Here is a 13,296-nt window from a genome sequence, read left to right on the forward strand (position 1 = left end):
CGGACCGGCGTCAGCCGGCCGCGACACCGAGGAGTGGCTCATGCCGACATCGTCCGGGCACCGGGTGCTCGCGACCGCGGACAGCGCCGCCTACGCCTCCGTGCGCAAGCGCCCCACCTCACGCGGTGAGCGCTATGCGATGGGCAAGGCCATGCGCAAGGACGTCCCCCGCAGCTCGCTGGGGCAGTGGCGCGCCTGGCCGGGACGGCCCGACCCCATCACCCTCCTGGAGGAGTCGCACGAGGGCCGGGTCGAGTCCCTGGTGCCGGTGCGGGTGGCGCGCATGGTGACCTCTCCCTACGGCTTCCTGCGCGGCTCGGCGGTCGTCATGGCCGACGACGTGGCCCGGCTTCCGGCGACCGGCATCATGCCCGTGATCTGCGGTGACGCGCACCTCGGCAACTTCGGCTTCTACGCCTCCCCGGAAGGCGAGCTGGTCATCGACCTCAACGACTTCGACGAGGCCCACCCCGGGTGCTGGGAGTGGGACCTGCGCCGGCTGGTCACCAGCATCTGGGTCGCGGGACGGGAGAACGGCGCGAGCGAGGAGCAGTGCGAGGACGCGGTGCGGGCGTGCGTGGCGGCATACCGCGACGAGCTCGTCTTCCTCGCCGAGCAGCCGCTCATGATGAGGTCCTACAACAGGCTCGACGTGCACCGGCTCCACGAGACCACCACCGAGAAGACCCTGCGCGAGGAGATCAAGCGCTCGGCCCGGCGGGCCCGCAAGCGCACCAGCGACCGGGCCCTGCCCAAGCTCACCGAGGAGCAGGACGGCCGGCGGCGCATCATCGAGGACCCTCCGACGGTCACGTGGGTCGACCCTGAGGAAGGGGAGGCCCTCGCCGCCGCACTGGACGAGTACCTGCTGACGCTGGCCCCGCACTGGCGACGCGTCGTGGGGGGCTACACCCTGGTCGACATCGCCCACAAGGTGGTCGGCGTCGGCAGCGTGGGGCTGCGTGCGTATGTCGCGCTGCTGGAGGGCAGCACGTCCGACGACGTGCTCTTCCTGCAGCTCAAGCAGGCCCGCCGGTCGGTCATCGCCCGCTACGTGCACGGTGACTCCGCCTGGCACGACCACCAGGGCCAGCGGGTGGTGGAGTACCAGCAGGCGCTGCAGACCGCGAGCGACCCGCTCCTGGGCTGGGCCACGGTGCAGGGGCGCACCTACTACGTGCGTCAGTTCCGCAACAGCAAGGGCACCATCCCGCTGGACGCCATCGACGCCCCCGCGCTGCGGGACTACGCGGGCATCGTCGGCCACCTGCTCGCCAAGGGACACGCCCGCACCAGCGGCGCCTCGATGATCGCGGGCTACATGGGGCACTCCGACAAGGTGGACACCGCGCTGAGCGCCTTCGCCCGCCGCTACGCCGACCAGACGGAGGCCGACCACACCGCCCTGGTCGAGGCCGTCCGGCACGGACGACTCCCCGTCAGCGACGGTGCGCTCGAGACTGTGGGGTCCGCCTTCCGGCCCTGACCGCCGGTGCACGCACCGGGCGGTCGCGGGTGAGGTCCGGGGCCTACGCTGGTCGCATGCCGCCCCGCTACGCGTCCGCAGACCAGGTCTCCCACGAGGAGCTGCTCGAGTTCGTCCGGCAGCGTCACCACGTGACGCTGGTGACGCGTCGCGCCGACGGACGCCTTCAGATCTCGCCCGTGGCCGCCGGGGTGGACCGCGAGGGCTGCATCGTCGTCTCGACCTACCCGCGACGGGCCAAGGCCGGCAACATCCGCCGCAACCCGGCGGTGTCGCTGCTGGTGCACTCCGACGACTGGGACGGGCCCTACGTGCAGGTGGACGGGACCGCCGAGGTCGTCGACCTGCCCGACGCGGTCGAACCGCTGGTGGACTACTACCGCGTCATCGCGGGGGAGCACCCCGACTGGGACGAGTACCGCGAGGCGATGCGCCGTCAGGGCAAGTCGCTCATCCGGGTGCGCATCGACGACTGGGGACCGGTCGCGACGGGAGGCTTCCCGCCACCGCGGGAGGAGTGACGCCAGATCGGTGCCGACAGGGGCACTACGTGCCGCACGGGGGCCACGGGCGGCACGACCTGGTAGGCGGTGCCCTGCGCCGGCCGCGGGTCCGCCTCGCCGTGGCGGGGCCACATCGACATGGCGCGCTCGGCCTGGGCCGTGATCGTCAGCGAGGGGTTCACCCCGAGGTTGGCCGACACCGCCGAGCCGTCCACCACGTACAGTGTGGGATAGCCGTGGACCCGGTGGTAGGGGTCGACGACGCCTGACTCCCGGGTCGCCCCGATGACGCAGCCGCCGAGGAAGTGTGCGGTCAGGGGCACGTCGAAGAGCTCCCCCCAGGACCCTCCCGGGAAGCCGCCGATGAGCCGTGCCACCCGCCGGACAGCGTCGTTGCCCTCCGGGACCCAGCCGGGGTTGGGCTCGCCCCGTCCTTGCCGGCTGGTCAGCCGCCGGCGCCCCGTCCACCCTCGGCGGGTGAACGTCGTGATCGAGTTGTCGAGGCTCTGCATGACGAGCGCGATGACCGTGCGCTCGCTCCAGCGGTGCGCGATGAGCATCCGCGCGAGATGGTGCGGACGGCGGGCGGCCTCGCCGAGGAGCTGCAGCCAGCGGGGCCGGCCGGTGCCCCCGTCGGTCAGCAGGGTCTGCAGGAGGGCCATCGCGTTGGACCCCTTGCCGTAGCGCACCGGCTCGATGTGCGTGCTGGCGCTGGGGTGGAACGACGAGGTGATCGCCACCCCCCGGGTCAGGTCGCGTGCAGGGTCGACCCGCATGGTGCTCGCCCCCACGATGGACTCCGAGTTGGTGCGGGTCAGCTCGCCCAGCCGGGGTGAGAGCCCGGGCAGCCGGCCGGAGTCACGGAGCCGGTGGAGCAGCCGCTGGGTGCCGTAGGTGCCGGCGGCCAGGACGACGTGACGGGCGGTCCACGTGCTCGCCCGTCCCGGCCGGCCGGGGCCGGTGCGGCGTGCCCGGACCGTCCAGCGACCGTCGCTGCGCTGCTCGACGTCGGTGACCGTGGTCATCGGCACCACCTGCGCGCCGGCACGCTCGGCCAGCCCCAGGTAGTTCTTGAGCAGGGTGTTCTTGGCGCCGTGCCGGCATCCGGTCATGCACTCGCCGCACTGCAGGCACCCGGTGCGGGGCGGGCCGACCCCGCCGAAGTACGGGTCGGGCACCGTCGTGCCGGGCTCGCCGAAGAAGACTCCCACGGGTGCCCGGGTGAAGGTGTGCCCGACTCCCATCTCCTCGGCGACCTCCTGCATCACCTCGTCGGCGGGCGTCAGGTGGGGGTTGGTGACCACGCCGAGCATCCGGCGGGCCGTGTCGTAGTGCGGGGCGAGCTCGGAGCGCCAGTCGGCCAGGTGCGCCCACTGCGGGTCCTGGTAGAAGGCGTCGCCGGGCTGGTAGAGCGTGTTGGCGTAGTTGAGCGAGCCGCCGCCGACGCCGGCGCCGGCCAGGATGAGGCAGTTGCGCAGCAGGTGCACGCGCTGGATGCCGTAGCACCCGAGAGCGGGCGCCCACAGGAAGGAGCGCAGGCGCCAGCTGGTGCGCGCGAAGTCGGCGTCCTGGTAGCGGCGGCCCGCCTCGAGCACGACGACCCGGTAGCCCTTCTCGACCAGGCGGAGGGCGGTGACGCTCCCGCCGAAGCCGGAGCCCACCACGACGACGTCCACGTCCACCTCAGGTCCGCTCACGGGCTGCCTCCACCGCCTCGTCGGCGAGCTGCGTGCCCGCACCGCTGTAGAGATGCAGGACGGCGTGGGCGCCCAGGGCTCGGATCTCCTGCATCTCGTCGTCGTACTGCGCGATCGCGGCCACCGTGCTCTGCACACCCCCGCGGTGGAGCAGGTGCAGCGCCTCGACGTTGGAGCCGTGGAAGGGCATCGCCAGGACGACCAGGTCGAGCGCGTCGGCCAGGCGGACCCGCTCCCAGAACGCGGCGTCGGTGGCGTCTCCCTCCTGCACGTCGAACCCCTGTGAGCACAGCGTCTTCACCCGGCTGAGGTCGGTCTCGATCCCGACCACCCGCTCGCCGTACTGGTCGCGCAGCTGCCGGTAGGCCGCGCTGCCGATGCGTCCCATGCCCAGGACGACCGCCTCGGCCTCGCGCAGGTCGATGGGCCGGTCCTCCGGGTGCAGCCGGTCCGGTTCCTGCGGGGGCAGGCGCCGGATGAGGGCCGGCACGGAGAGGTGCTCGGTGCGGTTGGTGATCGCCGACCCGACGAAGCTCAGGGCGACCGCGATCGAGAGGACGACCAGCCACTGCTGGTCGATGAACCCCGCGTCGACGCCGACAGCGGCGACGATGAGCGCGAACTCGGAGTAGTTGCCCAGGGCGAGAGCAGCCAGCAAGGACGAGCGGTGGCTCAGCCGCATGCGCCACAGCAGCAGGAAGAAGCCCGCGGCCTTCAGCGGCACCAGGAGGAGCAGGAGCACCGCCAGGACCGTGGTCTCGACCCCGGGCATGGCACCCAGGCCGATGGACAGGAAGAAGGCGACGAGCAGCAGCTCCTTGATGGAGAACAGGCTCTTGGCGAGCTCGTTGGCCGCGGGGTGCCCGGCCATGAGGGCGCCCATGACCAGCGCCCCCAGGTCGCCCTTGATCCCGACGAGCTCGAACGCGGCGTATCCGGGCACGAACGCCACCACGATGCCGAAGAGGGCCTGCATCTCCCCGTGCGGCACCTGGTCCCAGATGCGGCGCATCCCCCAGGCCGCCGGCACGGCCAGCAGCAGCAGCAGAGCCCACGGGCTGGGAGGTGAGCCGCCGGCGGCGGTGAGGAAGAGCACGGCGGCGATGTCCTGCACGATGAGGACGCCGATCGCCACCCGTCCGTAGTGGGACTGGGACTCGCTGCGGTCCGAGAGGACCTTCACGACGAAGACCGTGCTGGAGAAGGAGAGGGCGAAGGCGACCATGAGCAGGCCGGTCCACCCGGCGTCGGCCAGCAGCGCCATGCCGGTCAGGCTCATCATGCCCAGCAGCACCAGGGCCACCAGCACGGTGGTGCTCATGTGGACGACCGTCGTCAGCCACACCTCGCGCCGCAGCAGGCTGCGGACGTCCAGCTTGAGCCCGATGCCGAAGAGCAGCAGGGTGACGCCGATGTCGGCGGCGACGTCGAGCCCGGGGAACTCGCCCACGTCGAGGGCGTTGAGCATGAACCCTGCCGCGAGGAACCCGACCAGCGGTGGCAGCCGCAGCCCGATCGCCAGCATCGCCGCGATGAACGTGACGCCGAGGTAGATCGAGATGGTGGCCATGTCCGCTCCCTCGCGTGTCTCGACCGGGCCGTCAGGGGGCGTGCGCCGGGTCGTCGCCCGCTGCGTCGTGGGTGAGCAGTGGGTAGACGCCGTGCTCGTCGTGGACCTCGCGCCCGGTGACCGGGGGGTTGAAGACGCAGGCCATGTGCAGGTCCGTCTCGGCGACGACCGTGTGCCGCTCGTGGCCGTCCAGGAGGTACATCGTGCCGGGCCGGATGGGGTGCTCCTGACCGGTCTCCCGGTCGACCAGGGTGCCGGTGCCGGCGTAGCAGTAGACGCACTCCACATGGTGCGCGTACCACATCTCGGTGGCGGTGCCGGCATACAGCACGGTGTCGTGGAAGGAGAACCCGACGCCGTCCTCGGCCAGCACGAAGCGGCGGCTGCGCCACGTGCCATGCTCGACATCGCGCTCGGTGTCGTCCAGGTCGTGCAGATGAAGGACCTTCATGGGGCCAGGCTATCCGGGCGCGACATAATGCAGGCACGTGCCGTCGAGGGATGAGGAGCCCGCACATGACCGAGACCCATCCGGTGGTCGTCGTCGGGGTCGACGGGTCGGGATCCGACGGTGCAGCGCTGCTCTGGGCCGCCGACACCGCCCGGCTGCACGGCGCACGGCTGCGCATCGTCCATGCCGTCGAGGCCCTCTCCATGGGCGCCATGGCCGTGGAGATGGGCACCCCGACCCCCGAGATGACCGGGGCACTGGCAGCGGTCGGGGTGGCGCCCGGGGTCGCGGCGACCGCCGCCGAGCAGGTGCGACAGCGGCACCCGGACCTGCAGGTGGAGGTGCTCGAGGCGATGGGAGGCGCGTCCGCCCTCATGCTCGCCCAGCAGGACGACGCCCTGATGCTGGTCGTCGGGCGGGGACGCAAGACGGCCCTGGACCAGATCCTGATGGGCACCACGTCGCTCGCCACGGTGACGCACGCCCGTTGTCCGGTCGCTGTCGTCGACCCCGAGGTCGGCAACGACGACGCTCCCCGGGGACGCGTCGTCGTCGCGCTCGACGGGGGCCGGGACAGCGAACGCGCGGCGGAGACCGCCTTCGCGGAGGCCGAGCTGCGCGGCGCCACGCTCGTCGGGCTCAACGTCTGGCACATCGAGGTCGTCAACGGGTATGTCGTGACGGAGCCGTCCAGCCCGGAGTGGCGGGAGATCGAGGAGCGTCAGACCCGTCGCGTCGAGGCGGCCCTGGCGCAGGCCCACGAGCGCCACCCCTCCGTGACGACGGAGGTCGCCGTCCTGCACGGCCCCAGCGCACGCGTCATCGCGCAGCAGAGCACCGAGGCCGACCTGCTGGTCATGGGCACGCGGGGCAAGGGCGGCTTCGTGGGCAAGCTCCTGGGCTCGACCAGCCAGAAGGTGCTGCAGGTGGCCCGCTGCCCCGTGGTCGTCGTGCGCTCCCGCGACAGCTGAGTTGTCACCTGCCCTGTGATGGGGTGAGGTGGAGGGATGACCCGCTACGGATTCCACGCCTCCCACGAGCAGATCGACCCACGTCGGCTGCTGACCGACGTGCAGCACGCCGAGCAGGCAGGCTTCCAGATGGCGATGTGCTCCGACCACTTCTCCCCGTGGAGCGAGCGTCAGGGCCACGCGGGCTACACCTGGGCCTGGCTCGGGGCGGCGCTGGCCACGACGGACCTGTCCTTCGGCTGCGTCTGTGCACCCGGCCAGCGCTACCATCCCGCGATCGTGGCGCAGAAGATCGCCACCCTGGCCGTCATGTTCCCCGGCCGGGTCTGGACCGCGCTGGGCAGCGGTGAGGCGATGAACGAGCACATCACCGGTGACCGCTGGCCGCCGAAGGCGGTGCGCACCGAGCGGCTGGAGGAGTGTGTCGACGTGATCCGTCGCATGCTCGCCGGCGAGGAGGTCTCGCACGACGGGCTGGTCACCGTCGACCGGGCACGGCTGTGGGACCGGCCGGAGGAGATGCCGGCCCTCATCGGCCCGGTGGTCACCGTCGAGTCGGCGGCCCGCGTCGCGTCGTGGGCCGACGGTCTCATCACCATCAACCAGCCGCACGACACGCTGCGCCGCATCATCGACGCCTACCGCGGCGCGGGCGGCACCGGGCCCGTGGTGCTGCAGGTGCACCTGTCGCACGCCGCGACCCGGGACGAGGCGGAGGCCCTCGCCTTCGACCAGTGGCGCACCAACGTCTTCGACACACCGGTCGCGTGGAACACCGAGACGGCCGAGACCTTCGACGCCATGGGTGCCCACGTCACGATGGACTCCGTGCACCAGGCGGTGCGCGTCTCGGAGAGTCTCGACCAGCACGTGCAGTGGCTGGGGGAGTACGCCGACCTGGGGTTCGACGACATCTACCTGCACCACGTGGGCCAGGAGCAGACCGCCTACATCGACGCGTTCGGCGAGAGCGTGCTCCCGCAGCTCGCCGGACGGAAGGGCTGAGCCATGCGCATCACCGACACCAGCGACCTGTGGTGGAAGAACGCCGTCATCTACTGTCTCGACATCGAGACGTTCGACGACGCCAACGGGGACGGCACCGGGGACCTGGCCGGCCTGGCGCGGCGCATCGACTACCTCGCCGACCTCGGCATCACCTGCCTGTGGCTGATGCCGTTCTACCCCAGCCCGGACAAGGACGACGGCTACGACGTCAGCGACTTCTACGGGGTCGACCCCCGTCTGGGCAACCACGGCGAGCTCGTGGAGGTCATCCGGACCGCCCACGACCGTGGCATCCGGGTCATCGCCGACCTCATCGTCAACCACACCTCCGACCAGCACCCCTGGTTCAAGGCCGCCCGGCGCAGCAAGGACGGCCCCTACCGCGACTACTACGTCTGGCGCGACTCCGAGCCGCCGGACACCTCCGACAAGGTGGTCTTCCCCGACGAGGAGGACTCGATCTGGGAGCTGGACGAGCGCACGGGGGAGTGGTACCTGCACCACTTCTACGCCCACCAGCCCGACCTGAACGTCGCGAACCCCGCGGTCCGGGACGAGATCATGCGGGTGATCGGCTTCTGGCTCGAGCTGGGGATCGACGGCTTCCGGGTCGACGCCGTGCCCTTCTTCCTCGACGACATCGAGACCCGGGCCTCCGACGGCCTGGCCGGAGACCCCCACGAGCTGCTGCGGCAGATCCGGGCCTTCCTGTCGCGCCGCAAGGGCAGCGCCATGATGCTCGGCGAGGTCAACGTCACGCACGAGCAGCAGCTGGCGTACTTCGGCGGGGAGACCGGCGGCGAGCTGGACATGATGTTCGACTTCATCGCCATGCAGGCGGCCTACCTCTCGATGGCCCGGGGTGACGCCCGCCCGCTCGCCACGGCACTGGCCGACCGGCCCCCGATCCACCCCACCTGCCAGTGGGCGACGTTCCTGCGCAACCACGACGAGCTGACGCTCGACAAGCTGTCGGAGGCGGAGCGCCAGGAGGTCTTCGCGGCGTTCGGACCCGAGGAGCGGATGCAGGTCTTCGGGCGAGGCCTCAAGCGGCGCCTGCCGCCGATGCTCGGGGGCGACCCGCGGCGGGTGCGGATGGCCTACAGCCTGCTGTTCTCCATGCCGGGCACGCCGACGCTGTTCTACGGTGAGGAGATCGGCATGGGCGAGGACCTCGCGGCCGAGGGACGCATGGCCGTGCGGACACCCATGCAGTGGACGCCTGGCAGGAACGGCGGCTTCTCGACCGCGGCACCGAGCAGGCTCGTCCAGCCGGTCGCCCCCGACGGCTACGCCCCGGAGCACGTCAACGCGGCCGACCAGATCCGCGACCCCGACTCCCTCTGGACGTTCGTCCGGTCGCTCATCGTGGCCTACCGCGACTGCCCGGAGATCGGGTGGGGCGACGTGGAGATCGTCGAGCAGCCGCACGCCCAGGTGCTGGCCCACCAGTGCGTGCTGGACGGCTCCGCGGTGCTGGCCGTGCACAACCTGGCCGCCGAGCCGGTCACCCTGGACGTGCCGGTGCCCCAGGTCGACGACGACCAGGAGGTCGTCGACGTCCTGGAAGGGGGCAGGGTCGAGGTGCGGGACGACGGCACCACCGAGCTGTCGCTGGACGGCTACGGCTACCGCTGGCTGCGGGTGCGGGGCGGCTCGGGTCCACGCCCGGCCTGAGGCGGCATCCCGACCGTAGGGTGATTAACGACACATCGCCGTCACGGAATTGATTTCGGGTGCCACGTGTGCTGAGGTAAGGCTGTCCTAACCCGCACACCCCAAGGAGTCCCGCTCGTGGCTCGACGCACCATCCGCCCCACGCGCACCGCCGCGCTGGTGGCCGCCCTCGCTCTCACCACCGGACTGGCCGCCTGCGGCGACGACGGGCAGAGCACGACCGACGCCGAGGAGAACGGCGCCACCGCCGGGGAGTCCGACGGCACGCTCACGCTGTACAGCGGCCGCAACGAGGAGCTCGTGGGCCCCGTCATCGACCTGTTCACCGAGGAGACCGGCATCGAGGTCGAGGTCCGCTACGGCGGGACCGCCGAGATGGCCGCCCAGCTCCTGGAGGAGGGGGACAGCTCGCCGGCCGACGCGTTCCTGGCCCAGGACGCAGGCGCCCTGGGCGCCGTGAGCGCCGAGGGGATGCTGGAGGGCATCCACCAGGAGACCCTCGACCTCGTGCCCGAGACCTACCGCTCCGCCGACAACACCTGGGTCGGTGTCACGGGCCGCTCGCGCGTGCTGATCTACAACACGTCCGCGGTGTCGGCCGAGGAGCTGCCGGAGTCCGTCTTCGAGCTCACCGAGCCGGACTGGGAGGGCCGCGTGGGCATCGCCCCGACCAACGCCTCGTTCCAGGCCTTCGTCACCGCCATGCGCATCCAGCACGGCGAGGACGTCGCCCGGCAGTGGCTCGAGGACCTGGCCGCCAACGACCCGCAGATCCGGGAAGGCAACGGCCTCATCGTCGCGGACGTCAACGACGGCGTGGTCGACACCGGCCTCGTGAACCACTACTACCTCTACGAGCTCGCGGAGGAGCAGGGTGTCACCGTGGACGAGATGGACGCGGCACACCACTTCTTCCCGGACGGGGACACCGGCGCGCTGGTCAACATCTCCGGTGTCGGGCTGGTCGGCGAGCAGCCCGACGGCGACGCCCAGGCGTTCGTCGACTACCTGCTCAGCACCGCGGGCCAGGAGTACTTCCGCGGCGAGACCCACGAGTACCCCCTCGTCGAGGGCGTGGACGCCGAGGAGGGGCTCCCCGCGCTGGACGACCTCGAGGTGCCCGACATCGACCTCAACGACCTCGAGGACCTGCAGACCACCGTCGAGATGATCAGCGAGGCAGGCCTGTCCTGACCCGTCGACCCCCTCTGGTGCTGACCGCCGGGGCCCTTGCGGCCACGGCGGTCGCACTCATCCCTCTGGTCTACCTGCTGCTGCGCACGGTGCAGGCCGGCCTGCCGGCGTGGTGGGACCGGGTCACGACCCCTCGGGTCGCCGAGCTGACGATGACCAGCATCCTGCTGGGCGTCGTCGTCTCGGTCGGCTGCCTGGTGGTCGGGGTGGGCAGCGCCTACCTCGTGACCCGCACGAACGTCCCGGGGCGTGGGCTCTTCGCCGTGGTCGCCGCCCTGCCCCTGGCCGTGCCCAGCTACGTCGCCGCCTTCACCTGGGTCTCGGTGGCCGACCTCTGGTCCTCCACCGCACGGTTCGAGGGCTTCTGGCCGGCTGCGCTCGTGCTCACCCTCTACACCTACCCCTACGTCTACCTGCCCGTGGCTGCGGCGCTCGTCGGTGCCGACCAGGCGCAGGAGGAGGTGGCGCGCTCGCTGGGGCGGGGCCCGTGGAGCACCCTGTTCACCGTGACCCTCCCGCAGGTGCGTCCTGCCGTCGCGGGCGGGTCCCTGCTGGCGGTGCTCTACGTGCTCGCCGACTTCGGGGCGGTGTCCATCCTGCGGGTCGACACCTTCACCCGGGCCATCTTCACCGCCTTCACGGCCGGGTTCGACCGGATCGGGGCGCTGACCCTGTCGACGTTGCTCCTCCTCCTCACCCTCGTGATCCTCACCCTGGAGTCGCGGACCCGGCGCTCGGGCGCCCGCTACTCCAGCCGCGGCACCTCGCGCCCGGTGCAGCCGGCGGACCTGGGGGTATGGCGGTGGGCCGGGCTGGCGGGTCTGCTGGCCGTGGCGGCAGCCGCCCTCGGGGTCCCCGCCCTGTCGATGGTTCGGTGGGTCGGTGCCGGGGTGTCGCGGCCCGACTCGGTCGCCGACGTCGCCGCTGCAGCCGCGGGCTCGCTGAGCGTCTCGCTGGCCGGCACGGTGGTGACCATGCTGCTGGCCGTGCCGGTGGGCCTGCTGGCGGCGCGCCACTCCAGCCGGCTGAGCGCAGCCCTGGAGCGTGCGGCCTACGTCGCACACAGCCTGCCCGGCATCGTCGTGGGCCTGTCGCTGGTCTTCTTCGGGGTCACCGTCGCCCTGCCCCTCTACCAGACCACCTGGCTGCTGGCGCTGGCCTACGCGACGCTCTTCCTGCCCCTGGGGGTGGCAGCCGTCATCGGGGCGGCGGGCCAGGCGCCGCCCAGCCTGGAGGAGGTCGGCCAGTCGCTCGGGCGCAACCGCTGGGAGGTGTTCCGCACCATCACGCTGCCGCTGACCATGCCGGGGGTGGGTGCCGGGGCCGCGCTGGTGTTCCTCGCCTGTATGAAGGAGCTGCCGGCGACGCTCCTGCTGCGACCCACCGGGCTGGACACGCTCGCGACCGAGCTGTGGCAGGCCACGGGTGTGCAGCGGTATGCGGAGGCGGCCCCGTACGCGTTCCTCCTGGTGGTGCTGGCTGCGCTCCCGACCTGGGTGCTGGCCAGGCGCACCGGCGTGGTCGGTGCGCCGCGGCTGGAGCGGCGGCCGGAGGTGCTGGACCTGGTCACCGAGGACCCGGGTGACAATAGAGTCCTGACCGGTGCCGGAACGGGAGGTGAGCAGTGACCGCGGTAGAGATCGTGCAGGTCGGCAAGTCGTACGGCGACGTCGTCGCGCTCGACTCGGTGGACCTCACCCTGGACACAGGTGAGTTCGTCGCCGTGCTGGGCCCCTCGGGCTGCGGCAAGACCACCCTGCTTCGGTGCATCGCCGGCTTCGAGCGCATCGACCACGGTCGCATCACCCTCGGCGGTCGCGTCGTCACCCTGCCCGGTGTGCACATGCCGCCGCATCGCCGCCATGTCACCGTCGTGCCCCAGGACGGGGCGCTCTTCCCCCACCTGTCGGTCGCCGACAACGTCGGCTACGGCCTCGGCCGCGGGCGGGGCAAGACTGCGCGGGTGGAGGAGTGCCTCGAGCTGGTCGGGCTCGGTGGGCTGGGGGCGCGCATGCCGCACGAGCTGTCCGGCGGTCAGCAGCAGCGGGTGGCCGTGGCCCGGGCCCTGGCCCCCCACCCACCTCTGGTGCTCCTGGACGAGCCGTTCAGCGCGCTCGACGCCTCCTTGCGCACCGGACTGCGCGAGGACGTGCGCCGCGCGCTGGCCGAGGACGGAGCCACCGCCCTGCTCGTCACCCACGACCAGGGTGAGGCGCTGTCCATGGCCCACCGGGTGGCGGTCATGAGGGACGGACGCATCCACCAGTTCGACACCCCCGCGGAGGTCTACCGCCACCCGGTGGACAGCTGGGTCGCCCAGTTCGTCGGCGAGGCCATGCTCCTGCCCCTGGAGGGGCCGGCCGGTCACGCGGAGCGGATGAGCCGCCTCGGTGTCGTCCGGCTGCGCCCTGACCTGGTCGACCTCGCCGGAGGTCCGACCGCGCTGGTGCGGCCGGAGCAGGTGCGCATCGTGCGCGCCGGCACCCTGGCCCCCGGCCACGCCGTGCCGGGCCGGGTCGCCCAGATCGCCTACCACGGCCACGACGCCCTCATCACGGTCGACGTGCCGGGGTCGCAGACCGCGATGGTGCGGGTCATCGACGACCCGGTCACGGCGGTCGAGCCGGGCGACGACGTGCGGCTGTGGGTCGAGGGGGACTGCACGGCGTACCCTGCCGAGGCGGTGGCTGCGGAGTCGGGGGCGACGCCCCTGCCCGTCGTCGGCTGAGGGCCTCGCAC

Annotated in this window: 11 protein-coding genes; 8 read left to right on the forward strand and 3 right to left on the reverse strand. The window is 71.9% G+C overall.

The window, feature by feature from the left end; translation table 11 throughout:
- Positions 1-40 precede the first annotated feature (40 nt).
- Both LVO85_RS05335 and LVO85_RS05340 read left to right on the forward strand, forming a co-directional pair.
- Positions 41-1,486 carry a DUF2252 domain-containing protein gene (locus tag LVO85_RS05335; RefSeq protein ID WP_232746373.1) on the forward strand — a complete coding sequence of 482 codons (1,446 nt, stop codon included), beginning with the start codon at positions 41-43 and terminating at the stop codon, positions 1,484-1,486.
- A gap of 56 nt (positions 1,487-1,542) precedes the next feature.
- On the forward strand, positions 1,543-2,007 hold the full coding sequence (locus LVO85_RS05340; protein WP_232746374.1) for a PPOX class F420-dependent oxidoreductase: 465 nt from the start codon (positions 1,543-1,545) through the stop codon (positions 2,005-2,007).
- Here the strand turns inward: LVO85_RS05340 and LVO85_RS05345 are convergent.
- Genes LVO85_RS05345 through LVO85_RS05355 form a run of 3 tightly spaced genes read right to left on the reverse strand, consistent with a single transcriptional unit; the run spans position 1,923 to position 5,707 of the window.
- Positions 1,923-3,686: an FAD-dependent oxidoreductase gene (locus LVO85_RS05345; RefSeq protein WP_232746375.1), complete on the reverse strand. Its 1,764-nt coding sequence runs from the start codon at positions 3,684-3,686 to the stop codon at positions 1,923-1,925. The genes LVO85_RS05340 and LVO85_RS05345 overlap by 85 nt on opposite strands.
- Entirely contained in the window at positions 3,673-5,256 is a 1,584-nt protein-coding gene (locus tag LVO85_RS05350) for a cation:proton antiporter family protein (protein WP_232746376.1), read from the reverse strand. The genes LVO85_RS05345 and LVO85_RS05350 overlap by 14 nt, the downstream gene beginning before the upstream one ends.
- Before the next feature lie 31 nt (positions 5,257-5,287).
- On the reverse strand, positions 5,288-5,707 hold the full coding sequence (locus LVO85_RS05355; protein WP_232746377.1) for an ectoine synthase: 420 nt from the start codon (positions 5,705-5,707) through the stop codon (positions 5,288-5,290).
- Between the two features lie 65 nt (positions 5,708-5,772).
- On the opposite strand from LVO85_RS05355, the gene LVO85_RS05360 reads away from it, so the two are divergent.
- The 6 genes from LVO85_RS05360 to LVO85_RS16950 all read left to right on the forward strand — a co-directional run bounded on the left by LVO85_RS05360 (position 5,773) and on the right by LVO85_RS16950 (position 13,285).
- Positions 5,773-6,678: a universal stress protein gene (locus tag LVO85_RS05360; protein WP_232746378.1), complete on the forward strand. Its 906-nt coding sequence runs from the start codon at positions 5,773-5,775 to the stop codon at positions 6,676-6,678.
- Between the two features lie 36 nt (positions 6,679-6,714).
- Entirely contained in the window at positions 6,715-7,683 is a 969-nt protein-coding gene (locus LVO85_RS05365; protein ID WP_232746379.1) for a TIGR03885 family FMN-dependent LLM class oxidoreductase, read from the forward strand.
- A 3-nt stretch (positions 7,684-7,686) separates the two neighbouring features.
- Positions 7,687-9,363 carry an alpha-amylase family protein gene (locus LVO85_RS05370; RefSeq protein ID WP_232746380.1) on the forward strand — a complete coding sequence of 559 codons (1,677 nt, stop codon included), beginning with the start codon at positions 7,687-7,689 and terminating at the stop codon, positions 9,361-9,363.
- Between the two features lie 117 nt (positions 9,364-9,480).
- Entirely contained in the window at positions 9,481-10,557 is a 1,077-nt protein-coding gene (locus tag LVO85_RS05375; RefSeq protein WP_232746381.1) for an iron ABC transporter substrate-binding protein, read from the forward strand.
- A 17-nt stretch (positions 10,558-10,574) separates the two neighbouring features.
- Entirely contained in the window at positions 10,575-12,185 is a 1,611-nt protein-coding gene (locus tag LVO85_RS05380; protein WP_232746382.1) for an ABC transporter permease, read from the forward strand.
- A complete protein-coding gene (locus tag LVO85_RS16950; RefSeq protein ID WP_232746383.1) occupies positions 12,182-13,285 on the forward strand; it encodes an ABC transporter ATP-binding protein in 1,104 nt (367 codons plus the stop codon). The genes LVO85_RS05380 and LVO85_RS16950 overlap by 4 nt, the downstream gene beginning before the upstream one ends.
- The last annotated feature ends 11 nt before the right edge of the window (positions 13,286-13,296 follow it).

It is taken from the genome of Ornithinimicrobium sediminis, from assembly GCF_021272345.1.
Lineage (GTDB): Bacteria > Actinomycetota > Actinomycetes > Actinomycetales > Dermatophilaceae > Ornithinicoccus > Ornithinicoccus sediminis_B.

Coding starts and splice junctions, on each gene's coding strand:
- LVO85_RS05365 (WP_232746379.1), top strand. CDS start 6,715: ATGACCCGCTACGGATTCCACGCCTCCCACGAGCAGATCGACCCACGT.
- LVO85_RS05355 (WP_232746377.1), bottom strand. CDS start 5,707: ATGAAGGTCCTTCATCTGCACGACCTGGACGACACCGAGCGCGATGTC.
- LVO85_RS05335 (WP_232746373.1), top strand. CDS start 41: ATGCCGACATCGTCCGGGCACCGGGTGCTCGCGACCGCGGACAGCGCC.
- LVO85_RS05360 (WP_232746378.1), top strand. CDS start 5,773: ATGACCGAGACCCATCCGGTGGTCGTCGTCGGGGTCGACGGGTCGGGA.
- LVO85_RS05340 (WP_232746374.1), top strand. CDS start 1,543: ATGCCGCCCCGCTACGCGTCCGCAGACCAGGTCTCCCACGAGGAGCTG.
- LVO85_RS05370 (WP_232746380.1), top strand. CDS start 7,687: ATGCGCATCACCGACACCAGCGACCTGTGGTGGAAGAACGCCGTCATC.
- LVO85_RS05350 (WP_232746376.1), bottom strand. CDS start 5,256: ATGGCCACCATCTCGATCTACCTCGGCGTCACGTTCATCGCGGCGATG.